19 protein-coding genes are annotated in these 25,739 nt (G+C 42.5%); 2 read left to right on the top strand and 17 right to left on the bottom strand.

The genetic code is table 11. The features are described 5' to 3' along the window. Window positions 1-68 precede the first annotated feature (68 nt). The 14 genes from L692_RS0109535 to L692_RS0109470 all read right to left on the bottom strand — a co-directional run bounded on the left by L692_RS0109535 (window position 69) and on the right by L692_RS0109470 (window position 18,630). The gene (locus L692_RS0109535; protein WP_025699327.1) at window positions 69-1,100 is read right to left on the bottom strand and encodes a glycosyltransferase family 2 protein; all 1,032 of its coding nucleotides are present in this window, start codon (window positions 1,098-1,100) and stop codon (window positions 69-71) included. 191 nt (window positions 1,101-1,291) lie between these two features. Then, window positions 1,292-2,155: a dTDP-4-dehydrorhamnose reductase gene (rfbD, locus tag L692_RS0109530; protein WP_025699325.1), complete on the bottom strand. Its 864-nt coding sequence runs from the start codon at window positions 2,153-2,155 to the stop codon at window positions 1,292-1,294. 5 nt (window positions 2,156-2,160) lie between these two features. Continuing rightward, the gene (rfbB, locus tag L692_RS0109525) at window positions 2,161-3,183 is read right to left on the bottom strand and encodes a dTDP-glucose 4,6-dehydratase (protein ID WP_025699324.1); all 1,023 of its coding nucleotides are present in this window, start codon (window positions 3,181-3,183) and stop codon (window positions 2,161-2,163) included. A 367-nt stretch (window positions 3,184-3,550) separates the two neighbouring features. Then, window positions 3,551-4,528: a glycosyltransferase family 2 protein gene (locus tag L692_RS0109520; RefSeq protein WP_025699322.1), complete on the bottom strand. Its 978-nt coding sequence runs from the start codon at window positions 4,526-4,528 to the stop codon at window positions 3,551-3,553. Window positions 4,529-4,648: 120 nt separating this feature from the next. Then, window positions 4,649-6,880 (bottom strand): DUF6311 domain-containing protein, encoded by a 2,232-nt coding sequence (locus L692_RS0109515; RefSeq protein WP_025699320.1) that lies wholly within the window; start codon window positions 6,878-6,880, stop codon window positions 4,649-4,651. Window positions 6,881-7,076: 196 nt separating this feature from the next. Continuing rightward, window positions 7,077-9,461, bottom strand: coding sequence for a glycosyltransferase family 4 protein (locus L692_RS0109510; RefSeq protein ID WP_025699318.1), 2,385 nt, complete (start codon window positions 9,459-9,461; stop codon window positions 7,077-7,079). Window positions 9,462-9,470: 9 nt separating this feature from the next. Beyond that, entirely contained in the window at window positions 9,471-10,667 is a 1,197-nt protein-coding gene (locus L692_RS0109505) for a glycosyltransferase family 4 protein (protein WP_025699316.1), read from the bottom strand. Between the two features lie 12 nt (window positions 10,668-10,679). After that, window positions 10,680-12,212: a class I SAM-dependent methyltransferase gene (locus L692_RS30575; protein WP_025699314.1), complete on the bottom strand. Its 1,533-nt coding sequence runs from the start codon at window positions 12,210-12,212 to the stop codon at window positions 10,680-10,682. Next, on the bottom strand, window positions 12,209-13,468 hold the full coding sequence (locus L692_RS0109495; RefSeq protein WP_025699312.1) for an ABC transporter ATP-binding protein: 1,260 nt from the start codon (window positions 13,466-13,468) through the stop codon (window positions 12,209-12,211). Before L692_RS0109495 ends, L692_RS30575 begins: the two co-directional genes overlap by 4 nt. A gap of 12 nt (window positions 13,469-13,480) precedes the next feature. Then, window positions 13,481-14,257, bottom strand: a complete 777-nt coding sequence (locus L692_RS0109490; RefSeq protein ID WP_025699310.1) for an ABC transporter permease — start codon at window positions 14,255-14,257, stop codon at window positions 13,481-13,483. 13 nt (window positions 14,258-14,270) lie between these two features. Then, a complete protein-coding gene (locus L692_RS0109485) occupies window positions 14,271-15,227 on the bottom strand; it encodes a GDP-mannose 4,6-dehydratase (protein WP_025699308.1) in 957 nt (318 codons plus the stop codon). Between the two features lie 33 nt (window positions 15,228-15,260). After that, on the bottom strand, window positions 15,261-16,223 hold the full coding sequence (gene gmd / locus L692_RS0109480; RefSeq protein ID WP_025699306.1) for a GDP-mannose 4,6-dehydratase: 963 nt from the start codon (window positions 16,221-16,223) through the stop codon (window positions 15,261-15,263). Between the two features lie 39 nt (window positions 16,224-16,262). Then, window positions 16,263-17,339: a mannose-1-phosphate guanylyltransferase gene (locus L692_RS0109475; RefSeq protein ID WP_025699304.1), complete on the bottom strand. Its 1,077-nt coding sequence runs from the start codon at window positions 17,337-17,339 to the stop codon at window positions 16,263-16,265. Between the two features lies 1 nt (window position 17,340). Further along, window positions 17,341-18,630, bottom strand: a complete 1,290-nt coding sequence (locus tag L692_RS0109470) for a glycosyltransferase (protein ID WP_025699301.1) — start codon at window positions 18,628-18,630, stop codon at window positions 17,341-17,343. A gap of 144 nt (window positions 18,631-18,774) precedes the next feature. Between L692_RS0109470 and L692_RS0109465 the strand changes: the two genes are divergently transcribed. Beyond that, complete coding sequence (locus L692_RS0109465) at window positions 18,775-21,531, top strand: O-antigen ligase family protein (RefSeq protein WP_025699299.1); 2,757 nt, start codon at window positions 18,775-18,777, stop codon at window positions 21,529-21,531. 154 nt (window positions 21,532-21,685) lie between these two features. Here L692_RS0109465 and L692_RS0109460 read toward each other — a convergent pair whose 3' ends face one another. Together L692_RS0109460 and galU are read right to left on the bottom strand one after the other, a co-directional pair. Next, entirely contained in the window at window positions 21,686-22,786 is a 1,101-nt protein-coding gene (locus L692_RS0109460; protein WP_025699298.1) for a glycerol dehydrogenase, read from the bottom strand. Between the two features lie 131 nt (window positions 22,787-22,917). Next, the gene (galU, locus tag L692_RS0109455; protein WP_025699296.1) at window positions 22,918-23,814 is read right to left on the bottom strand and encodes a UTP--glucose-1-phosphate uridylyltransferase GalU; all 897 of its coding nucleotides are present in this window, start codon (window positions 23,812-23,814) and stop codon (window positions 22,918-22,920) included. Window positions 23,815-24,317: 503 nt separating this feature from the next. On the opposite strand from galU, the gene L692_RS0109450 reads away from it, so the two are divergent. Next, window positions 24,318-24,803, top strand: a complete 486-nt coding sequence (locus L692_RS0109450) for a hypothetical protein (RefSeq protein ID WP_025699294.1) — start codon at window positions 24,318-24,320, stop codon at window positions 24,801-24,803. Between the two features lie 145 nt (window positions 24,804-24,948). Here L692_RS0109450 and L692_RS28270 read toward each other — a convergent pair. Beyond that, on the bottom strand, window positions 24,949-25,739 hold a 791-nt coding region (locus tag L692_RS28270), incomplete at its 5' end, for a U32 family peptidase (protein ID WP_036722973.1).

Below are 25,739 nucleotides of genomic sequence, written 5' to 3'. Positions count from 1 at the left end.
CCCTGCCGCTCCATAGGATCAATCCCATACGAGCAGCAACTCTTCTCCACAATCAACGGTTCAATTTACTATTCAGGCTTGCTTCTACGCCGTATCCGGCTTTGGATGTGCTTCCTTTTGTTCACCAGCGCCCCGAGATTGGAGCACAAGCTTCCCCAGGCCCTCAGCACACCCGGCTCCTTCAGCAGAAGGTATCCATGGGCAGCAAGCTCGTAAGGGAGAGAGCACAGGATCGTCCTCGGCAGGGTCCGGACCGGCTCGTTTTTTACAATCATTTTGTACCGGTTTACATAGGAGACCCTCCGGATGAACAGCGGCTTCCCGCTGCGGCCCGAGGCTTTCCAGCCCCGTTCATGATACCCGATGGCATCCGCATCATAATACGCCGTCCAGCCCAGCAGCCGCGCCCGCCACGCCACATCGACATCTTCCTTATAGGCAAAAAAATCCGCGTCAAAAAACTCACCGTCCACGCTGATATCCCCGATCATCCGCCGCGAGTACATTGCCGCAGCGCCCGAGACGCCGAACACCTCGCCTGATTCCATCCAGTTCTCCGTCGGCTCCCCCGATCCACGGTCAAAAGCCCTTCGCGCCTTGTTCATCCTCAGCCCCGTGCTATCCACCGCCCCCGGATCCGCCTTGAACAGCAGCTTGCCCGTAGCGCTGCCGATTTCAGGATCGGCCTCCATCCGGGCAACCAGCCTGGACACATAATCCGGCGCCAGCGTGACGTCAGGATTCAGCACCAGCACGTAATCGGCATCACTTGTGGCAATCGCCTGGTTGTGGGCGGGGGCGAAGCCGGTATTGATTTGATTTTGCAGGAGAAGGAGCGGAAAGGGCGGCTCTTCACCTTGGCCCACCGGAATTGTCGCCTGATCCGTTCCCGCCGTCCGATCCCCCATAATTCCGCGCCAGCCGTCAGCTCTATACCGGGAATGAATCCGTTCCACTGTACGATCTCCAGAGGCGTTATCGACCACAATGATCTTCTCAATAACCGGATAATCCTGCCGGAACACGGCTTCCAGGCAATCCATAATGTCCTCTTCGCTGTTGTAGGTTACGATATGTATGCTTACGGTTTGGTTAGTCATAGGACAATTATAACGGAAACCGGATGATCCTTAAACCAGGAGTACCCGCAGACGGTGGCGGTTTCACAGTGCAGCTCGCCACTCGCCGAAATAGAGGGATGAATGGTACATCGCACCGTTTAAGCAGCTCTCCCGTCTAATCAAAAACTCCCGGCCTGACGTACAAACCGAGAGTTGCAGACTTCCTTACACTAATCCCGAAGTTCAGCCAAGAACGCCTTAAGACCTTCTCTCCACGGCCGTAAATCCTTGAGACCATTCGTCCGGATCGACAAATGCTCCATCACCGAATTCCGCGGACGCGGAGCGGGTCGGGGGAACTGTTCCGTCGTACAAGGCTCCAGTTTCGCGGTGAATTTGAGTCCCAGGATCTCCTCCGCCTCGGCAAAAATCGCCTGCGTAAACTCATACCACGTGCAAATCTCCGTATTGGAGGCATGGTAAATTCCATACTTTTCAGTTCCGATCAATTCCAGCAAGAAGTTCGCCAAGTCCACCGTGTACGTTGGAGAGCCTTTCTGGTCTTCCACGACCTGCAGCACCGGTTTTTCCTGACCAAATTTCAGCATGGTTTTGACAAAATTATTCCCGTACTTTCCATACACCCAAGAGGTCCGCACGATAAAATACTTGGATGATAAGGTCTGCACCAGAACTTCCCCGGCCCGTTTAGACTTGCCGTAGATACTCTTGGGATCGGTGTTGTCGTACTCATGATACGGGCGGCTGCCTTGTCCGTCGAACACATAATCGGTACTGATATATACCAGCTTGGCGCCGGCTTTCTCCGCTGCAAGCGCAACATTGCGCGTACCCACCGCATTGATTAAGTATGCAGCGTCAACATCCGTCTCGGCGGCATCCACTGACGTATGCGCGGCGCAGTGAATAATGGCTTCAGGGCCAAATTCTCCAATGACCTTGCCGCACTGGTCGAGATCGGTAATATCCATCTCCTGCCGGTCGCAGGCCAGTACCTCATAGCCCCGACTTTCCAGCAGCACCACCACATCACGGCCAAGCTGTCCCGCCGCTCCCGTCACAAGAATCTTCATCGTCATTACAGGGCATCCCCCAAACGGCTGCCGTACTGCTTCTCGGCATACTTCTGGTACTCTCCGGATTGAATGCGAGTCCACCATTCCTTGTTGTTCAAATACCACTGGATCGTTTCCTTGATTCCCGTTTCAAACGTATGCTTCGGCTTCCAGCCCAGCTCGTTCATAATCTTAGCCGGGTCAATGCCGTAGCGGCGGTCATGGCCTGGACGGTCCTGCACATACGTAATCAGCGATTCCGGCTTGCCCAGCTCCTGCAAAATCGTCTTGACAATATGCACATTCGTCCGCTCATTATTGCCCCCAATATTGTATACTTCACCCAGTACACCCTTGTGAATGACCAGATCAATCGCACTGCAATGATCCTCCACATACAGCCAGTCGCGAATGTTCAGGCCGTCGCCGTACACCGGAAGCGCCCCGTCGGCCAGAGCACGAGAGATCATCAGCGGGATGAGCTTCTCCGGGAACTGATAAGGACCATAGTTGTTCGAGCAGCGCGTAATATTTACAGGCAGCCCGAACGTTTCATGATAAGCGCGCACCAGCAGATCGCCGCCTGCCTTGCTGGCGGAATAAGGACTGTTCGGCGTCAGCGGTGTCTCTTCCGTGAACAGACCGGTCGCTCCAAGCGTACCGTACACCTCATCGGTCGACACCTGCACAAACTTGGTGACCTTATGTTTTTTCGCCGCGTCCAGCAGCACTTGAGTCCCAAGCACATTCGTCTTCACAAACACATCCGGCTCCAAAATACTCCGATCCACATGCGACTCCGCCGCAAAATTCACGACCACATCCACACCCTGACCGATCAAAGCGTCCATCGCCTGCACATCCGTAATATCCGCCTTAACAAAAGTATAGTTCGGATGACTCTCGACCGATTTCAAATTCTCCAAATTCCCTGCATACGTCAGCGCATCCACATTTACAATTTCGTAATCCGGATGCTGCTGAAGCATATACATAACAAAATTGCTGCCAATAAAGCCGGCTCCGCCGGTGACGAGGAGTTTCATGAGTGACCACCTTTTATTCGATAAATGATTTAATCGCACGCTGTTTCCGAACAGCAGCGACTTCTCAATTTAAATTATTCATTTTTCAACTCCGAACTCTCCAATGTCCATAACACTGATCTTTGTCTATGGAGCATAGAGAAACGACATAGATCAATTAATCCCAGGCGCTGTATCATTTCATAGTATGCCACGATTGTGGTTGGTGGAACAGTATTGTTCGCCTAAGAGAAAACGCTAAATTATGCTAATTTTATGTTAGTTCCTTCGTTGTTAAAAAGTAAAAGAACCAGTGGTTCCGCATATCACCGGTCCTGATAGAATAGCATTTCAGAACTTATAAGCTAATTCGTTTCAATATCTTATATTAATTAATAATCTTTAATTTTGCCGATTTAGGTTCTTCGTCTATATTTAGCTCTTCTTTAACCAAATATAAAGGTCTTCTTTTTGACTCATTATAAATTCTACCTATATACTCCCCTATTACACCCAAAGTAATTAGTTGAACTCCACCAAAAAACAAAATTGCAACCATAAGAGAAGGGTAACCTGGTACAGGATTTCCCAAAGTGAATGTCGCTATAACCAAATATGTGGCATACACTAATGACAAAACAGCGATTAAGAGACCAAGGTAAGTTGCAATTTGTAAAGGTGCAAATGAAAACGAGGTTATTCCCTCAATAGCAAAATTCCAAAGCTTCCAGTAATTAAAGCTGCTCTTACCAGCATATCTTGGCTCTCTATAATAGGTAACGCTTGTTTGTTTAAACCCTACCCAACTAAATAATCCCTTCATAAATCTATGCTGTTCAGGAAGCTGGTTTAATGCATCAACCACCTGTTTCGTCATTAGACGAAAATCACCAGTATCCGCTGGAATTTCAAATCGTGTCACTTTCCCCATTACTCTGTAAAATGTATGTGCTGTTGCCTTTTTCAACCACGTTTCTCCATCTCTCTTTTTACGGGTTGCATATACAACATCATAGCCTTCTTTCCACTTTTCTATTAGAAGGGGAATTACTTCCGGAGGGTCCTGTAGATCAGCGTCAATAGGAATTACTATATCGGCCTTGGAATAATTCAAACCAGCCGACATGGCAATCTCTTTACCAAAATTTCTTGATAAGTTAATAACCTTAACTCGCTTATCATGATTTGCAAGCTGTCGAAGCCTCTCCATCGTATCATCTTTACTTCCATCATTTATACAAATAATCTTATAATCATAATTATGACTCACAAGAATTTGGGTGATCTTTTCGTAAAAAACTGAAACATTTTCACCTTCGTTATACATCGGGACAATAATAGATAAAGAAAAATTATTAGAGGCCATTCTTCTATCCCTTCTCAAAAAAATGCAATTTAGCTGATATACCTTAATTATTAGGTTGTAACCGCATTAAATCTGAACTTACTTTATGCAAAATAGCCTTGTTTCGTTGAGTATACCCTATTAAGGTTGTTGTTCTAAAATTACATTCTCAACAAACAAACCTAGTATTCTTGTATCTTCATTTATCCCTAAAAGTTTAGGCGAGGTCGCATCAGGTAAATTAAACGTAATCTCGAGTCGATCTTTAACAATATTATTTGGAATGGAGAATTGATAAGTATTACTTGAGTCTACAATTATTTCACTAATCAATTTATGATTTGCTGATACTTTTAGATGTTGGCCTTTTAAATCACCTCCAATAAGAGGTAACATTTTCACTGAAAGCTTAAGATTTCTTTGAGGTTTTTTAAGAGAAAAAAATAGCGATGCCTCTTTACCCTCTGTCCATGTAGCATTTTCCTCCGTATCACTCCAGCCACCGTCTTTGATTAAATTCGAGTTCCCGTTTAATCCAAATTTGATAACATCTCCGTAGTTATAGTTAAAATCGTACGAATCAAAATTAAAACCTTTGAAATTTGTATCCTCTTTACCATTTGGAATCAGAACATTAAAGCTATCTACTGTTAGAAATAGATCACTTTCTTTTTTTTCTTTCATAACAGTTCCAAACAATGAATTATCTACAATATAAATATTATCTAAATTCCAATTTCTTATTTTAAAATCCTCAATTAATTTATTATTATATAATTCTCGCTTTGTATAATCTTCTCTTGCTGTATAAATAGCATTAATTGTCATTCTTTTTTCAGCTGCCAACATAGAAAAAGCTACATATTTATCACTAACTTTCGCCGGGACAAAAACTAAATTATGGTATTTTAACCCATTTATTTTACTCCATACTTCTGATTTTAAAGGAGTTTCCCATTTAGTATCACTTGAGTACATTTTATGAAATTCATTAAACTTTCCCGAGAAATCCGCAAACTGAATTGAAAGGGATATTATTAATAATAAAACCACTGATCTTCTCTTGGTATTTCTTATGATTGAAGATAGGCAGAATATAATAATTAAATAATATACAGGCCAAAAAAATCTCCCTGACGCTCTTACAATTCCACAAAGTTTCAATATAATATCAGGCAATGGAATTGTAAGTAGTATTTTGTTCGAGAAAGTAATTACATTACTTAAAGCAATGAAAGTAAAAATTATTATTATGACAATCAATCCAAAATTGCCTTTATTATTAGTATCTCTACTATTATTTATGGTTATATATAATGAACATATTAACAAGAAAATAATACCTGAACCCAAATAATTGAAACCTTCATACTGACCAGGTGTAGCATATGGCTGGTCTTTTATAAGATACTGAGACCATCCTTGAGGATTGAATAATGAGTTAATATTCATAGAATAAAATCCAAAACCATCTGATACCCCTGATGAACCAATGTAGAAATAACCGATAATCCATAGAGTGAACGCAATGAGCAATAAAGATGTAGTAAAATAAAATATTAATGATTTATAGTTTATTGTCCTAATAACTACCATTTCCAACAATTTTACAACAAAAAATATATAAACCATTATAAAAAGATACGGATGAACCAAAAGACTAACTAAAACAAGAGAAAGCCAATGTAGATGTTTATATTGAGATTTATAAAGTAGAAGCACCCATAATATTATCCAGTGTCCCATCAGACCTTCATGTCCATAAGCACGCCATAGCATAATTGGACTCATAATAAAGAACATAGTTCCTAATAGTTGCACTGCCAAGTTTTGCGTCATTCTTTTCATTAATAGAAGTCCAAAAATGCCTTGCAATATATAACAAAGTAAAATCCAAATCCCTAAATACTGAAAAATTTCTGGAAGCAATAAATTGAAAATTTTAAAAAAGAAAGCAAATAAGGGAATAGAATCTGTATATGTAATAGAGGTACCTATCGGTGTGTTTAAACTACTAATAATACCAGGAGGGAATGCCCATGGATTATTTCTAAAAAAATGCCAACCCAAAAAATGCTGTGCTGGATCGCCACGGTTTAAAAGCCAATCAATATATGATGTATTCAACACCCTTACGCTTAAGATAGTACAAAAAAAGATTAATCCTAATACTCCACTAAATATTAACATGAAATAATTATTTATTTTTTCGTTTATATAAGTTTTGTTCCATGCAGATAGAAAAAGACTTAAGACAATACTTAGTCCTATAGAAATATACAGTGATCCAAAATTCCAGCTAAAAATAAAGACAAGTATTGAAACAAATAACGTTAGAACGAGATCTTTACTATTTATTAAATTATGTTTCATGTATCCTCCATTTATTTATTCTATATAAACATAGTCGCTTAAGTTTACTGGGGTGCAATCCTTTCCTTTTTTATACAAGATTCAAGTCATGCTCAATATCACTCGGTTTCCCCAGGCATTGTTTTTGGCCCAACATAATTGAAACATTCATCTCTAAAATGTCTCATAGTTTCCTTCAAGGTATTGGGATGTAATATTACATTAATACATTCTTTAATTTTTTTGATATCATAGTCCAAGCATAATTCATTTTGATGTAGTTGTAAGCCTTCTCTGAATAAATATTCCTTTTATTATCATTGTTCATCAAACTCTTAATATCATCAAAAAATTCAGATAAGTCTGTAATAACTAAACAACTCTCATCAAAATTATATCCCCTAGCCCCTACTTCGGTCGAAATAACCGGAACTCCATTGGCCATATACTCGGCAATTTTCAAATTTGTTCCTGAACCATTTACCATTGGATTTATAGCAACATCTGCAACAGAGTAGATCAGGCTCTTAATTTCTTCACTTACGACTCCTGCAAAAGCCACATTGTTAGGTGGAACTACTTCTTTAAATGCTTCGCATTGTCCACCCATTATTATGAAATGATATTCAGGAAGCTTTGGCGCCAACTCTAATATGTGTTCTACCGCCTCAAGATTTGGTTTGTGCCAACTACCAATAAAGACCACAATCTTCTCATCAACTAGCCCTAACTTTTCTTTTTGATTTTTTTTATCCTCAGGACTGGTATATTTATTGGTAGTCAGGTCAACTCCATTAGGTATAAGAATAAATTTATCTTCTTCTATTTCTTTGTAAACCTCTTTAAACTTAGCAATATCCTCTTTCGAACATGCCAATACATAATCACTTAAGCTGGTAGCTCTCTGTTCAAGATCATACAAATCCTTCAATAGATTTTTAGCCCTCTTCCTATCTGGCAACATATTTTTCTTTAATTCATATTCGACATTATGAGCATCATAAAACACTTTTTTTACTCCGCAGTATGGTTCAATAAGATGGAATAGGTAAGGATGTGAGGCAATTAGAATGTCTCCTTCATCTAGATACTTTTTGGTAATCTCATGATATTCAGGAGTATATCGGGATAGCTTCTCCATTGCAATATCTGTAATCGGTATTCCAACTTCACGCTCAATCTCCCATTCGTGATCTTGATGTTTTTGGGTTTTAGGAATACTTATTTCTATAAATCCCTCTTTATCAAGTCTGTAATATTGCCCTTTATCATTGAAACTAACTATAGTTACTTCGAACTCATCTTTTAAATTGTAATACAGATTATATATTCTCAGTTGTCCACCATGTTGCTTTGGAAATACCGGATAAGTAGACAAAATGACCATCTTTTGCTTTGGTGTAGTAGAAAGGGGCGACAACTTCACTGCTGCTGTTTTGCTTGTATTAAGCAAACTGTTTATCATATTAGACCATGTTATTGCTTTTACTGTCTCAAAGCCTTGTTGGCCAAGCTCCATTGCAAATGGGATATTATCAATTAGTCGTTCAAGTTGAAGTGATAAGCTTTCAGGATTACTTTCAGCCACTAGTCCTGTAATTTCATGCTTTACAAATTCAGTCGTACCACCGGAATCAAAACATGTAATGACCGGTTTCTTGCAATGCATAGCTTCAATCGTTGCCAAACCGTAGTCTTCATCATATGGGATATAAATTACAGCCAGAGCATTTTTGTACAAAGCACTTAAACTTTCATTGTTGATGTATCCTAAAAACTTAATATTTCGCGCATCTCCTGCGAGTTCTTTTAGCCTAGATTCATCAGGCCCGGTTCCTGCAATAAGAAGTTGGGCCTTTGGATTTTCGACAAGCTTCATTGCCTTAACAATCAACTCAACTCTTTTTGCTCCATCCAGCCTTCCCACAATTAAAAAGTATTCATAAGCACCGGATTCCAACCCTTCGAGGGAGGTGGGAGGATAAATAACCTCTACATTTACTGCACGTGGAAAATAGTCCTTCCGATTCTTTACTGTATTAGATATTGAAGTATATCTCTTAATTCGTGCAGGATGAATCGCCCATTTATCCAAAAAGTGAATGATAGTCCTAATAAATGGGCCCGGAAATGAAAACATGGTTTCCGGATAAGACTCCTTATCTTTATATAGCTGATCTAACATATCAAAAAAAGAATCAATATTGCTATTCAAATTGGCCTTGTTGCTTGCATAATCAATAATTTGGTTTATCTGAACATATTTCGTTTTAGACATAGTTTCCGGTATGTTCATAAAATGGTACGTATCAAATAACCCTCTAAGATGATGAGCCATATAAATAATATGATTATGATGATTTATCATCCATGCTGGATATTTACAGCTTATTACCATATCAAAGTGACTAAGATCCAATTTATAGAAGGCCTTATAACTATTAATAAGTGGCCAGAAACCATTCTCTTCAGTGGGAATTTTAAAAAGTTCAACTTTATGGTCTGTCATCTTATCTATATTATAATATAAACCTAACATCAATTTTTCGATGCCACCTACTGCAAATGGTTTAGGACTAGGAGAAATAATGGCAATATTCATAAGGTCCTCCTAAATAATAATTTCTGTTATTTTGTTCATGGCGTTCTTCCAAGAGTAAGACCTACTTGTTTCATAAGCATTATTCCCCATTCGTTTAACCCGTTCAGGATCATTCGCCAATCTCTGTATTGCATTAGCTATAGCTTCCGATGTTGGTTCCACCAGAAAACCGTTTACTCCATCTTTGATTAACTCTGCATATCCTCCACCGTCTGTACACGCAATTACTGGTTTTTTAAAGGACATGGCCTCGATCGCTGTTAATCCATAGTCTTCTTCATACGCTGGGCATACAACACAAAGAGCATTTGCATATTCTTTAAACAATTGCTGTTTTGAAACTCTTCCTGTAAAAACAACGTTGGACTTTAAATGACTCTTTTGAGATTTCTGCAGCAGTTCCCTTTGCTCTTGCTGGAAGAAGCCATTAGACAGTCTTTTCCATACGACATCATCTGGAATTTCAATATTCCGATTGTCTGCGAAGGTTAGTAACTGATCTATTTTTTTTAGATCGTCGGTCCGTCCACCCTCACCAATAACTCTTCCTTGAATCGAAGGGATTTTTTTCATAGCTTTCACAAAAAGCTCCGGTCGTTTAGGGAATTCATGTCTTCCTACAACAATAGGAGATTGGTAAGCAATGGGGCCATCGTAATTATAAATTTCGTTGTCAATTCCCGCATAAAACAAATCGACATTAGAATGTAATCCATTAAATTGAGCGATACGCTTTTTTATCGTTTTACTTCCAGCTAATATGGTCGACACCTTGGCTAGACTTAGTGAATCAATCTCTCTTAGCACTTCTTGGACTTTTTTATGAAACGGTTTATCTAACCCTACTTCCTGTATTAGTTCTGATAAGTCGTAGTGTATTTTACTATGATGATAGAATAAAGCTATATGCCGTGGATGTTGAATTGCAAAGGATGGAGGTTGCGTGCTAATGACTGTATCATACTTTGACAAATCCATTCGCAAATATCTCCAGAAGTAATTAATATAATTGAAGAATTCAAAGTTTTGTTCATAATCTTGAGCTCTTATGGGGAAAGGAATATAACTTAAACCTCTTTCTGTAGCATCCACATAGACAACTTCGACATTATGCCCACTCATTTCCAATTCTTCTCTAATATGATTAATTACTACTTCAAAACCACCCGTAATCTTATAATCCGGTTTAATGATCCCTATATTCATAGTCACAATCCTTTATTTACGCGCTATAAGAGCGTAGTCTTGATCTCCAAACAAAAGATCATTCAATCTATCTATTGAATGATTGAACTCTTCTATATTTAGGATAACATCCCCTGCAGCCTGAATATGAGGCAGTGCATTTTCTCTCTCAACTCTTCCTGAGTAAATCAGGTTGGACTCTCTAAAACCTACTGATTCAGTTAGAAATTGCACTGTGAGAGGATGAACTGGTTTAACATGTGTAGGGTCCATATAGAATGACCGATTGAAAATGGCTAGCGTCTGTGGGTTAGGAGTCTCCATTATCAGATAACATCCAGGCTTCAATTTTTGCCAAGATATCTCGACAAGCCTAATTATGTTATCGAAAGGCATATGTTCAATGACTTGTCCTAAAAAGATACCTCCAATAGAGTTATCGTTCTGTTGTTCTAGATAGATCAGTGCATCTTGCTTATCAACCGGCAGTCCGAGATCCTGACAATATTCCACCATCTCATCGGTCAAATCAATACCTTTTGCAGAAATATTGTTGTTTAGGAGCAATTCCAGAAATTCTCCTCGCCCACAACCAATATCTATAACATTTTCTTTATTCTCGAAATAGGGAAGATACTTTAATTGTCTATTTCTAATATCCTCGTTGGAACCTCTAAATCTATTTTCAAACAACAGATAATCAAATTGGCTATCTTGCGATGAAGTATCAGCCACGTTTACTCCTAAATTTAATTCCATAGAAGGAAGAGATTCTTTTTTAAACAGGGCACTTTTAGATTTTCTGATCCTATAGTTCAGAAAATTCAGCTCCGATTTTAATTTTTGTTCATTATAGTGAATTTTCCCATTTACTTCATCCAGTTTTGGAAAGATAAAAGTATTCAAAGTGTTTTTTTGCTCAATTGCTTCAGCAGTGATTGCTTGTAGTTCTTCTTGGATCGAGTCTATCTTATTGTTAATATTTAGGATATCTTCGTTAGTGGTCAATAGTTCAATCTCACTCTTCAATTCTTCTAACTTGATATTAATTCCATTTTTATAATTCTCAATGAGATCGTTTTGTCTAAACACTTTTTCATCAATAACGCTCCATTGTTTAGGTAATCTTTCTTCCATCAGATTCATTCTGTTTAGTAATTCTTGTTGCGATGCGGTTAATTCAGCAATTTTTGCCTTCGCGACAACTAATAGATTTGTAGTTTCATTAAAAGAACGTGTTATAGAACCATTAAATTCGGCTTGGTCTTTAAATGGATTAGATACATACCATCTAAGAAATTTGCGTACAATTTTTTTACCAAATACAATAAACTTTCCAGAAGCCTTTCTATGGGACGTAATAGGCTGATCAGCACTAACATTCCATAGCAAATTATTTCTTTCAATTTCTTGTTTTAAACGGGTTAAATCTATGTCACCATTAGGTATTGTCACTTGTTGGTTTAAGCTGTTTTCAAATTCAACCTCTTCTCCATTAGAAAATTGGATTATCTGTTTCTTTAAATGCTCCATTAAATCTTCGGTTGTATTGAACTTATCACTCATTGGTTCGGCTCTCCTTTATGGGTCCAGTGATGCGGCAAATAAGCTACACCAATCTCCTCTTCATACGACTTCACATTAAATGTAAGTGCTTTTGTTATATAATCATATGGGGTTCCGTTTTCATGGTGACATGCTACATCCAGATAATATTCACCTGCAACCAGGTTCAAATGTTCAATGCTTACCTCTACAACACCATTTTCATTCAAGCTGATTTTCTCATTATCAATATGTGTATTCGTCCCATAGCAGCAGTAACCATCCATCCTAAATATTCCAATTCCAAAAACAGGCTTATCAATCTTAGCTTTTGAAGCTACATAATCAATAAGAATAGTTACCGATTTCCCCTTCTCGAAGTAATGCTTTGCTATACCCTTATGATCCACTATTTGAACATTTGAAATCTCGACCAGCTTATTCCCCCATCTATCACTCTTAGCTTTGTCCTCTGGGACTACGTTTTCGTTTTCTTTAGGGATAGCTAAAGATTCAGACTCAGCAGTCAACCGCTTCTCTTCGCTTTCATTTAAAAAATCCATATAGTTTCTAATTATTTTTCGCGGTTCACCATGTTCTACCAGATGAGATTCATGTATCCAGTACAATTCATCGCATAGTCTTTCCATGACACCATTATCATGAGAGACAAACACAATAGTTTTTCCTTGACTCTTAAAATTTTCAATTCGGCTGATACACTTTTTTTGAAAAGCATTGTCCCCCACCGCTAATATTTCATCAATCAGTAAAATGTCCGGGTCAACATGAACCGCAATAGAAAAAGCTAATCTCATATACATTCCAGAAGAGTATGTTCTTACAGGATTTTCTATAAATGGACCAAGTTCCGCGAAACGAATAATTTCATCAATCTTCCCGTCAATTTCTTTCCTCGACAACCCAAAAATGGACGCGTTCATATAAATATTCTCACGTCCAGTAAAATCCATATGAAAGCCTGCTCCTAATTCAAGCAAGCTTGAAACACGTCCTACAATTTCCACCTTCCCTGTATCAGGATGTAATATCTTTGTGAGTATTTTCAGCAAAGTACTTTTTCCCGATCCGTTGCGACCAATCAAACCAATCATCTTACCTTGGGATACATCAAAGGAAATATTTTGTAAAACCCACTTTTCTTGAAAGACACCTTTACTTTTATAAAGGATGCGATCCTTTAAGGTTGCAGGTTTATCTTCAAATATTTTGAACTTTTTAGATACATCAGACACTCTAATTGCAATATTAGACATTGTACCCACCCTCTAGATTTCTTCAATGAATCTTAACTTTAACTTTGCAAAGATACGTTGTGCTATAATGAGCAGCAAGAAAGAGAATAGTCCAATTGTTAGAAGAGTATACATATCGGGCATCTTGTTGTAGTAAAACACGTCGCGATATGAAGCCATTAGGGTAGCCAAAGGATTGTAATAAAACATCCATCTAGCTTCTTCAGGTACTGTAGTTAATGGGAATAATACGCCCGATAGGTAAAATAGTGCATTAACTATTATGACGAGCATATGCTCCAAATCTCTAAAGAAAACAGTTAATGATGAAACTAAGAATGTGACTGCTAAAGTCAGAATTACTTGGATAATTAGAATTACAGGCAAAAAAACATAGTTTATATTTGGATAGTATCCATAAATACAAAGCGCTGGAATTAAAATAGCCAAACCATAAACATAATTGACTACCCCCCCCATAACAATAGATATAGGAAGGATTTCATGTGGAAAATAGATTTTTTTTATCAAATTTCCCGACCCGACAATAATAGAAGAACCACTCAAAATTGAAGTAGCAAAAAAATTCCACGAAAGTAACGTGCTGAATAAAAATAAAGGATAATTATCCACTTGCATTTTAATTACGATCGAAAAAAGAATAGAATAAACCACTAACATTAATAAAGGATTAAGAAAAGTCCACAAAAATCCAAAAACTGAACCTCTATATCGAGTTCTTAGGTCTTTTGAAACTGAGTTTTTCAGAAACTCTCTGTATTTAAAAACATCAATCCAATCTTTTATCATTCAGTTTCTCACCTTAACTTTGATTTCTTAAATTTTCTATTACATCATTTAAAGTTTGTTCTAAGTTGTATAATGGTTCCCAATCGGTCAAACTTTTAAGTTTAGTATTATCACCTATAAATAAAGGAACATCTATCGGTCTAAATTTATTCTGGTCAACCTTGACTTCAATGCTTACACTACATAGTGAGAGCAAAATGTCTAATATACTTTGGACAGGAGTTGCCTCCCCAGAGCAAACATTAACACTCTCCCCCCAACACATCTCAACCTCTTGACTTAACAAAAGATAATAGGCACGCACAATATCGCGAACATCTGTAAAGTCTCTTTGTGCACTTAAGTTCCCAACCGATATTACCCTATCCCTATCGCCCCTCTCAATTTCAACAATCTGATTAGAAAAATCAGACACGACAAATCCCATTCGTTGACCTGGGCCAATATGATTAAATGGTCTAACGTGAACGACCTTCAGACCATACGCCATATAATAGTGTCTTACCAGCATCCCTACTGTAGCTTTGGAAATTCCATAAGGCGATGTCGGCTTTAATTGAGTACTTTCGGGTATTGGCTCGGAGTTTGCATCAATTCCACCATATTCCTCTGAAGAGCCGACAGTTAATATTTTCACTGTATCTTTAACAGAACTACTAACGACAGCTTCCAAAAGACGGAGAGTGAGATTTACATTGCTCTGGAAAGTCCCTTCTTTGTCTACCCAGGAGTCTTTCACAGAGCTTTGGCCTGCTAGATGATAAATAAAATCGGGTTGCACAGTATCCAATACTTTCACAATGTCAGCAGTATTATCAAAATCTATGTTAACCAATTCTATGCCTTCTATGAATTGTTCATTATTAGCGTTATGCCGAGAAGTACCTAACACATAGTATCCATTCATCAATAAGTAGCTCGCCAAATGTTGACCAACAAACCCTGTTACTCCTGTTATTAAAGCCTTCATTAGTAAGCCCCTTTTTTGAATAAAATTTATTAGTTATTTAGAAAGCCTCTCCAGATCACTATCCACCATCATTTTCACCAACTCTTCAAATCCAACTTCAAGCTCCCAGCCCAGTTTCTCATTAGCTTTTGTGCAATTGCCAAGCAGGAGATCCACTTCAGCCGGTCTTACAAACTTCTGATCCACTACAACGTAATCTCTCCAGTTCAGACCAACGTGGCTGAATGCAACCTCTACGAGTTCTTCAATGGTGTGAGTTTCCCCAGTAGAAATTACATAATCATCCGCTTTATCCTGCTGCAGCATCAGCCACATTGCTTTTACATAGTCGCCGGCAAAGCCCCAGTCTCTTTTGGCGTCCAGATTACCCATGCGCAATTCATTCTGTAGACCGAGCTTAATTCTGGCAACAGCGTCGGAAACTTTACGAGTCACAAATTCAATGCCGCGACGGGGGGATTCATGGTTGAACAAGATACCCGAGCACGCATACATGTTATAGCTTTCTCTATAATTAACGGTAATCCAATGTCCGTATACTTTAGCAACGCCGTAAGGACTGCGCGGATAGAACGGGGTTGTTTCTTTTTGTGGTGTTTCCACAACTTTCCCAAACATCTCACTGCTGGAAGCTTGATAAAATCTGGCTTCAGGCTTAACCAATCTCACCGCTTCGAGCATATTTGTTACTCCAATGCCCGTAGCTTGTCCAGTTGCCACTGGTTGGATCCAAGATGTGGCCACAAAAGACTGTGCGGCCAGATTATATACTTCATCCGGATTAGAGATTCTAACCGCATTAATCAAAGAGCCCTGATCAAGCAGATCGCCGTCAATAAATTCAATTTCATTCTTAATATGATCTATATTTTCCATAATCGGCATGCTCGTTCTACGGCGCAAACCAAAAACTTTATAACCTTTTGAAAGTAGAAGCTCCGCCAAATAAGAGCCGTCTTGTCCAGTAATACCGGTGATGAGTGCTTGCTTTGTCATTGTAATAAATTCCCCTTTAACATGTAGTAATAAATTTAATTATAAATATTGTTCAAGCTTCTGCATACGTAATTCCTTCAGCAGTAGTTTAACTTCCTGCGCCTTATCCTTTGTGCAAATCAGAGTTACATCTTCGGTATCGACAATGATTAAATCCTCAATGCCTAAAGTCGCTATCAATTTTCCGTTGCTCTCGATAATGCAGCGCTTTGTGTCCAAATTCAATATGTTGCCTTTTATTACATTACCATTGTCGTCCAAATCGCTAATTCGTTCCAAAGCAGTCCAACTGCCGACATCATCCCAACCGAACACGCAAGGGATCACATAGATATTATCAACTTTCTCCATAATCCCGTAGTCGATCGACTGATCCGGCATTTTTATAAATTCCGCCCGGATGGCCGAATCCCGGTCTTCTGAATCTAAAACGGCCTTCATAGTTTCCAGTATATCATGCATTTCCGGCATGAGACTTTTTATGTAGCTTCTTATTGTTCCCGTTTTCCAAACAAAGATCCCGCTGTTCCAAAAGAAATTTCCTGACTCCAGATAGGACTGCGCGGTTTCAAGATCAGGCTTCTCAACAAACTTGTTCACTTTGTGAACGTCCAGTTCATTAATTTGCTGCACCTGATTCGTACTTTCAATGTACCCGTAACCCGTCTCTGGATAAGTTGGCTGAATGCCGAGCGTCACCAGATTACTGTTTTCCTGGGCCACTTCAACGGCAGTTTTTAGTATTTTTATAAATCCTTCTTCATTCTCAATAATGTGGTCTGAAGGAATGACGATCATTGTACTGTCCGGAAAACGCTCTTCAATAAGAATTGATGCCAATCCAATGCATGGGGCTGTATTTCGGCCAATAGGTTCAATAATGATATTCTCGGGAGGCAGATGTGGAATCTGAGCCTTGATGAGCTCTGCATATAATTCATTGGTAACTACAAAGATTTGACTTATATCCATCATCTTTTCAAGCCGGGCTATGGATTGCTGGATCATGGACTTATTCCCTGAAATATTCAAAAACTGCTTAGGGAGATTTGTACGGCTCTTCGGCCAAAATCTTTCCCCTTTTCCCCCTGCCATAATTACGCTTGTAATTGTCATGTTATCCTCCAAAATTCCATAACGAAATATAGTTCAACCTCTTTTTGATCGTCTCACCAACAGCATGCGGCGAGAGGTGATCTTTGATATATCGCTCTCCCTCTAACGAAATTTCATTATAGAAGTTCCTGTCATTATAAAGTTTAAGCATATATTCGCTTGCATGTTCTATATCGGGATCGGCCCAATATTGATATGACTTATACGGCCCATGATCGTGATTTAGTCGAATGAGCCTGTAATCGACAGGGCAGGAATTGCCCGGATTCATAAAGTCTATGTTAGACGACCAGTTTGTACCGATAGCAGGTTTGCCTAGATACATGGCCTCCGCCAGTCCCAGACCGAATCCTTCACTTCTATGAAGGGATATGTAACAGTCCGTTACAGAAAGTAAAGCATTCGTATCGTTCCTCGATAACGTTTTTTTAATCAAGTATATATTCTGATAATTACCGATTAACTGATTCAGTTCTGTTATATCTTCTGAACTATGGTGAGAGCTGTTCACCTTAATGACCAATCCCACATTTAAATCGTCAGGCAGAAAAACCTGTTTAAAGGCACGGACAGCAGCTTGAGGATTCTTCCTCTCTTGATAGCTTTTTAAATCGTACATAGTAAGAAAGAGAAAAGGTTCCTTAGGTAAGTTGAAATATGATCTTTCTCTTATTTCATTAATGGTTACTTCAATGCTATGAGGAATCTTCACAACCGGAACAGGACTTTTCATAGCGATGGAATCAGCGACGAAAGTTGATGGCACCCAGATTTCATCAACCAATCTGAAGCTCTCCTTCCATTCATCCGGAAAATCCGGCAATTCCCAGTGCCAAAATCCAATGTTATACCTGTTTTTAAACAAAGAGTTACCATGATGGGCATAAATCTCCATCATTTGTTCGGCATTTATATGAAAGATATTCACATTATATTTCGGCTCCGATATCTCTTTATGAACCCAGGACCTGTCATTCATACTGGCGGGGTTTGTACCCATAAAATTGATAATTCCAAAAGGAATCTCTGCAGTGCTGATACTCTTGGCCGCAATCCTGCAGGACTCTCCAATCCCCATTTCGGCTCTAACATAGCCGATTAGATTAATCCCAGAGAAATTTTCGCTGAGGACGCGCTCTGTTTGTTTATTGTCAATTGGAAAGGCCGATCTCAATATTCGGTGTTTGATATGCTGCCTGGCGGAGAAAGGCATGATCTTTACTATAATTGGTTTCAAGACAACAGCAAATCTATATAACCTCTTAAAGAAGTAGGATTTCACTTCACTCATGGTCGAAACCACACTTAACTAGATATACCATTTAAAATGAACCTCCAAAATATAGCTAAATTAAATCAGGAATCATAAAGTAGCCCTATCCCGAGCGGATATGCTAAAATATTGTCGTATCTACAGGAAAAGGAGATTAAAAAGTTGGCTAATCCAGTATACGGTAAACAGGCTGCGCAGTCGAGAAACGTTGAGACGATATCGGGCTCGCTTTGGGTGTTGGTGATTGGTTTTATTTTATTTTTGTTATGGACCCCGTTTCAAGTGGGATTATTTAACGGTCAGCAGATGGATTTTGAGAAACCGATTTATGTCGCGGCTTTGCTGAGCTGTCTTATGCTGCTCTTATGGGCCATCCTCTATTACAAAAGGTTCAAGCTGGAGGACCAGCGTGATTTGCTTGCGGTAGCCGTGCTGCTGCTTCCTCTGACGTACTTTCTGTCGCTCTTTGTCGCCGCTTCGCACTATATGGCGATGAATATGCTGCTGATTCAGAGCATGTACGCGGCCGTATTCATTGTAAGTCTCTACCTCCTTCGACAAAAACAAGTTAATGTTATCATACAAAACGCCGTATTGACAGTAGCTTATCTGATTGTCTGGTTCGGGCTGCTGAATTGGCTGGGCGCCTGGAATGTGGCTGGCGGGCTGGTGGGCTGGTTCTCGAATACGGTGAGAAATGGCAAGTATCTGGACGCGGTGATGACTGACGCCAACGGTTTGCGTCTGACCTCGATTTTTCAGTATGCCAATACATACGCCGCCTTTCTGATGGCCTTCCTGTTCGTGGCGATCTTTGCGCTGGTCCGGTCGAAAAAAGGGGTTGGCGCGCTGGTCAACGGCTTCATGCTTGTGCCCATTATCGTATCGCTGCTGCTGACGCTATCGCGGGGCGGTCTGGTTATGCTGCCGGTCGTGTTCGTGCTTCTGCTGCTGTTCCTGAAGCCGTCCCGGCAAATTCTGTGGATTATTCATCTCATTATCGCAGGCATCGCCTCGCTGGCGGTAACGAGTCCAATTACGACGATCGGTCAGCATCTTAGCCTGGTCCCCGACGCGGCGGCGGCTGTCAAAGGCTGGGCCTACCTGCTGATTGCTTCGGCGGTTACGGCAGTTTTATGCTGGGCGGTACAGCGTTTTGCCGCGCCCAAGCTGGAAACGGGGCTTGAAGGCTGGACAGGACGCAGATTCACCAACCTCTGGCTTCCCATCGGCGCGACAGCGCTTGTGGCGCTGGCCGCTTTCCTGCTGATCGGCACGGGGGCGCGCAGCATTTTGCCGGATAATATCGAAACGCGTCTGGAGAATATCAACTTCCAGCAGCATAGCGTACTTGAACGCTTCACCTTCTACAAGGATGCGCTCAAGGTGGCCAAGGATTATCCGATTCTCGGCGCCGGCGGAGGCGGCTGGGCCGCTCTGTATGAGAAATATCAGAATAACCCGTATACGAGCCGTCAGGCGCATAACTTCTTCCTGCAATATTTGATTGAGGTCGGCATCCTTGGCTTTATCGTATTTATGGGCTTTATCCTGTTTGTGTTCTACAAATATATAAGAGGCTATATCAAGCAAAAGGACAGTGACGATTACGGGAACGGCTTTTTCTTCCTGATCATCGCGCTCTCGATTCTGCTTCACAGTGTTCTGGACTTCAATTTGAGCTATGCGTTCATGGGGCTGCTTGTGTTCATTGGACTCGCGGGTATGGCCGCCGCTATGGACGCCAAACCGCTCGCGGTCAGATGGAACTCCAGCGGTATCCGGTTTGGTTACATTGCACTGGCCTGCGCGGGCACGCTGGCTATCCTCTTCGTATCTCTCCGCTACATTGGTTCCGCCAATGCCGCCGAGGACGCCAAGATCATTGCGCAGAGAAGCCAGTCCTACGAAGAAATCAAGGCCCCGCTGGTCAAGGCCCTGAAGAACCGTCCGAGCCATCCGGAGTCTGTTCTTCTCCTCGCCGCGATGGATAATCAGGTCTACAGCCAGAACAAGAACGAACAGTTCGCGGCGGAGTCTCTCTCCGTGCTGACCCGCGCGCTGAAGGATGAACCGAACAATAAGCTGCTGCTGAAGCAGCTCATTGCTCTATATGATTTGCAGGGAAAACAGGATGAAGCGTATGCGGTATACCGAGACAATGCGGATAAATTCAACTGGGATATCGAGTGGTATGAGCCGCTGATTACCCGGGCAGCCGATCTCGGCAATCAGGCCTATCTTCAAAAAGACTCCGCCAAGGAGCGGCAGTATTTTGACACCGGGCTGGATGCTTACGAGCATGTGGTGGCGGGAGTGGCTTACTTGAAGACACTTCCACCCGGGCAGATGCAGGGCCGTCCGTTCGCCGTAACGCCGCTAATCGCGCTTGGTGCGGGTAAAATAAAACAAGTAACCGGTGACAGCCAGGCTGCTGCCGCTATATTGCAATCGGGCCTCGTCGGCAGCTATGCCGATCTGGCTACCCGAGGCGACCTTTGGAGTACAACGTGGTATAACGATTTAATCGTCCGTTCGTATGACTTGGGTCAGGCCTCCTATAACCAGTACGACGCCACAAATGCAAAGACGAACTTTAATATTGGGCTTGGGGCTTACGATCAGGTCATGGTGGAGATGACCACTCAAACAAATGCCATTTCGCCTGCTACTATATTGGTTGTAGGTAAAATGCAGTTCCTCACCAAAAATATTCAGGCAGCATTGAACACATTCAAAAGCGCGCTGAGCGAAGATTATTCAAATGCAACAAATCGCGAAATGGCACGTTGGTATTTGGCCACGCTGAAGAAGCTGAACGGCAATCAAGATCAGGAGGTATATAACAAGCTGATTGCCGCCGATCCTCAAGAAGCGGCAAAGATTGATGAAATTGCAGCGATGAATCCTTTGTCCTAAATAAAAGATAGGATCGGAGGGGAGGCTCTCCCCTCCTTCCTAAAGACGACACCCGGTTGGCAGTATAGAAAAGAAGCGGGAGTCATCCATGAAACTAGTGGATGACTCCCGCTTTTTGATTCTGGATTCTTCGAGAACACCTAGTCCTCATCCTTCAGGAAATAGGCAGTTCCTGTCTCCCCCATTCATCCGCCTTTAGCATGGCTTTCAGTACACTTTCAGGGGTTACTGAAAACGGCATATTGCTCATCGGCTCATGGGGAGCGCAGCTTGCCTCGGCCACAAGCCGCAGCCGGGAATCCACCGCCGCATCCAGATTCAGCTGCCGCAGGGTTGTCGGCAGGCCCACACTTCGGCAGAAGGTGAGGGCTTCTTCGATTTCGGACGGCTCGGCCTCTTCCAGCACAAGCTGCACAATCGTTCCGAAGGCTACCTTCTCGCCGTGCAGAATCGGGCGGGTCTCCTCAAGCTGCGTCATGGCGTTGTGAATCGCGTGGGCGGCGGCAAGCCCGCCGCTCTCAAAGCCGATGCCGCTGAGATAAATGTTGGCCTCTATGATGTTCTCTACCGCTTCTGAGAGCACGCCATTCTCTGCATCCTGCTTGGCCTGTGCCCCTTGAGCCAGCAGCGTGTCCCTGCAAGCCTGCGCAAGCGCGTAGGCGGCCACTGCGCTTTTACCCCCGCCCTTGGATTCGGCGGCGCGCCGGCAGGCCCGCGCCTCATAGAAGGTCGATAAAGCATCTCCCATTCCGGCGACCAGCAGGCGGACGGGCGCTTTGGCTACAAGCTCCGTGTCCACAACGACCCTTTCGGGGTTGCTGCGCAGCGGCAAATACTTGTCCAGCCGGCCCTCGTCGGTATACAGCACGGACAGAGCGCTGCAGGGCGCGTCGGTTGAGGCGACGGTCGGCACAACAATGAGCGGCAGGCGGCTGTAGAAGCCGACCGCTTTGGCGACATCCAGTGTCTTGCCTCCGCCGATCCCTATAATGACGTCTGCTCCCGATTTCCCTGTCGCTTCGACGATCCGCTGCACTTCCTTCAGGCTGCATTCACCAGCGAACGATTGCAGATCATAGGAGACTTCGCCCTCTTGAAAGCCTTCTGAAATCTCCTTCTCATAATTCGTGAAGACAAAGGCATCGGCGACGATATAGGCCTTCTTGCCTCCCAGCTCGGCACAATACCGGTGAAGATAACGGATTTCTCCTCTGCCCTGAACATATTTGGCGGGCGACATGATACTTCTGGTCAACGCTACCACTCCCACTCATTTAAGTATGCAACAGCTGAACAACCTGCATTCGGGAAACAGCCGGACTCCGGCTATTAAGATAAAAAGGCAGTTCCGGGCCACTTCCCGGACTGCCTTTTCTTCGCTGTGAATTATGATTTCGAAACCGTCTTTTGCGCTTCGCTTTCAATCAGGCCCTTGAGATAAACGAGCAGATCATCCTTCAGCTCTTCATGCTGCAGCGCGTAATGAATTGTGGTTTGGATAAAGCCCATCTTCTCGCCTACGTCATGCCGGTGCCCCTCGAAATGGAAGGCCAGAATGCGTTCCACCTCGCTGAGACGGGCAATGGCATCCGTCAGCTGAATTTCGCCGCCGACTCCCGCCTGCTGCTCGCCCAGCAGATCAAAGATTCGCGGAGTCAAAATGTACCGGCCGAGGATAGCCAAATTGGATGGCGCCTCGTCTTGTTTGGGCTTCTCGACAAGCCGGTTCGCCTTATATACACGGTCAGCCAGTTCCGTTCCGTCGACGACGCCGTAACGGGAAACCTCCTCCCAAGGCACGGGCTGAACGCCGACGATGGAGGATTTATATTGATCAAAGACCTCGATCATCTGTCTAAGGCAGGGCTTATCCGATTCGACGATATCGTCACCGAGCAGCACTGCGAACGGCTCGTTGCCGATAAATTTGCGCGCGCACCAGATGGCGTGTCCGAGACCTTTGGGCTCTTTTTGCCGGATATAGTGGATGTCGGCCATCTCGGAAGATTTGCGGACGGAATTCAGCAGATCCCATTTCTGTTTCTCGGCCAGGTTGAATTCCAGCTCGAAGGAATTGTCGAAATGATCCTCAATCGCCCGTTTGCCCTTGCCTGTTACAATAATGATATCCTCAATGCCCGAGGCGACCGCCTCTTCCACGATATACTGAATGGTCGGCTTGTCCACAATCGGCAGCATTTCCTTCGGCATCGCCTTGGTCGCAGGCAGAAACCGGGTCCCGAGACCGGCGGCCGGAATAATAGCTTTGCGGATTTTTGTCATAATATGGCTCCTTTGGTTTAAATTATATTATATGCAGCTGTATTCGCCAGAATATAAAATCAGCTTTTATTCTATTATATCAGTTCCATCAATATATTGTCAGATTGGCCGTGCATTTGAACAAAAATTGCCGAATCATCTCTGTGCATGGAATTTTAGTGGGCATCCTCCTGAACTGTAAATGAGCATAACTTTCCCGCTGTTCTTTGAAACAAGATAAACAAGAGGCTGAGGAAAAATTCCGTAAAAATGAAATTATTAAATAAATATTCACAATAATCCCTTAAATAATATATACGTGGCAGTATAATTATGGCAACATATACATATTAGTAAAATTAGGGATTTTTTATCTCTACATAAAGATTAATGCTCGGCGATCCCAAGTAATATGAAAGTGGTGATTTATGAACAGGATAGCCTTATCAATTGTTGTAATCACTTTTCTCTTATGTGGGTGTTCAAATACGGATAAGAAATCAGAATCGGAGGTTTCTGCCTCTATGACTGGGCTAATTAATTTTCCTGTCTCTCTCCGTCAACAAATATCTGTTGCTTTAAGAAGCTCAGATGTAGAGAAGATGTATGGCAAGCCGAATATTGCTCGAGATGGAACCCCCTATTCTTACGAAATTAGAAAGAAGCCCGACAATAGCCAATTGATTGTTATATACAATTCGCAATCCAAAATGGTTACTGAGATATGGCAACTGAATACTTTATTGAAAAAGGAAGCTTTCAGCAAGCTGGTAATCAAGACTGCCAATGTTGATGACGTTAAAAAAATAGATCCCTTTACCCATTTAGTTGAAACATCAGAAAACAAAGCTGTCAGCGAACATCAATTGATAGATGGAAGAGCGACTATAAATTACGTGAAAGAAAATCAGCAATGGGTTATCGCTTCAATTGAGTTTACGATCCCCGGTCGTCGGGCAGATTTAAGTTCTATACTCAAACCGGAGGATCTTAAAGAGATTCTCCCTTAATCCAAATGGAGGATGAGAGAGTACCTTAATTGGGTACTCTTTTTTTTGCTGCGTGCCCGGACAAGCATGCGGCAAGCAAAGAACTCCCGCCGGATGGCGGGAGCTTACGGTTTCTGCGAATATAAAGGTCCGGGCGTATATTCTCTTACTTCACCAACTGCCCCCGGGTAACGCCAAGCTGGTTGGTTGCTTTGAGCGTCTTCCAGACCTGGGTTCCGGAGATTTCGCCGCGCAGCGCCTTGCCGTACAGATCTATGACCTCGGCGACCTGTTCGGGGGTCTCCTCCAGAAATTCCACGCGGAAAGACGACACTCCCAGCTCGCGGAAGTTGTTCAAGTATTCAGCGCCAGACTGCTCAATCGCGTTGTAAACCGTGTTGCGGCAGCCTTCATCCACACGGACGGGATGGACCATGCCGATCCGGTCCTGCAGGGAGGCCCGCTGGCTCTCGCAAGGACGGCCGCAGTTCGTAAAGTCGGTCCCTTCGCTCAGGAACGTGCAGTATACGCAGTGCTCTGTATGGTACATCGGCAGATGCTGGTGGATAACCACCTCCAGCTGCGAGGTGCGGCTGCGCCGCAGCAGGTCGACCATCTGCTGGATATTCAGGTCATACGACGGCGTTACCCGGTCGCAGCCCGCTTCGAGGAACAGGTCAACCGCCTTGTGGTTGGCGATATTCAGCGAGAAATCGCCGATGAGCTGCGGATGCGCGGCATCCGGCTCTTCCCGGCGGCGGCGCAGATAATAATACAGCGCGCCGGTATTGCGCACCAGCACCGCGTCGGGCTGAAGGCGCAGGATATTCGCATGGTAGCCGTTCTCACTCGGCATATGGATGCGCGGCGTCGCCAGCGCGATTCGTGCGCCGGCCGCCCGAACGGCCTCCACCGCTGCCGGGAACTGCTTGATGAATTCGAAGTCGGCGTAGATGA

It is taken from the genome of Paenibacillus forsythiae T98 (assembly GCF_000520735.1).
Taxonomy (GTDB): Bacteria; Bacillota; Bacilli; order Paenibacillales; family Paenibacillaceae; genus Paenibacillus_AQ; species Paenibacillus_AQ forsythiae.
The sequence above is the reverse complement of the archived record's forward strand: the minus strand, read 5'-3'. Positions and strand labels throughout refer to the sequence as shown.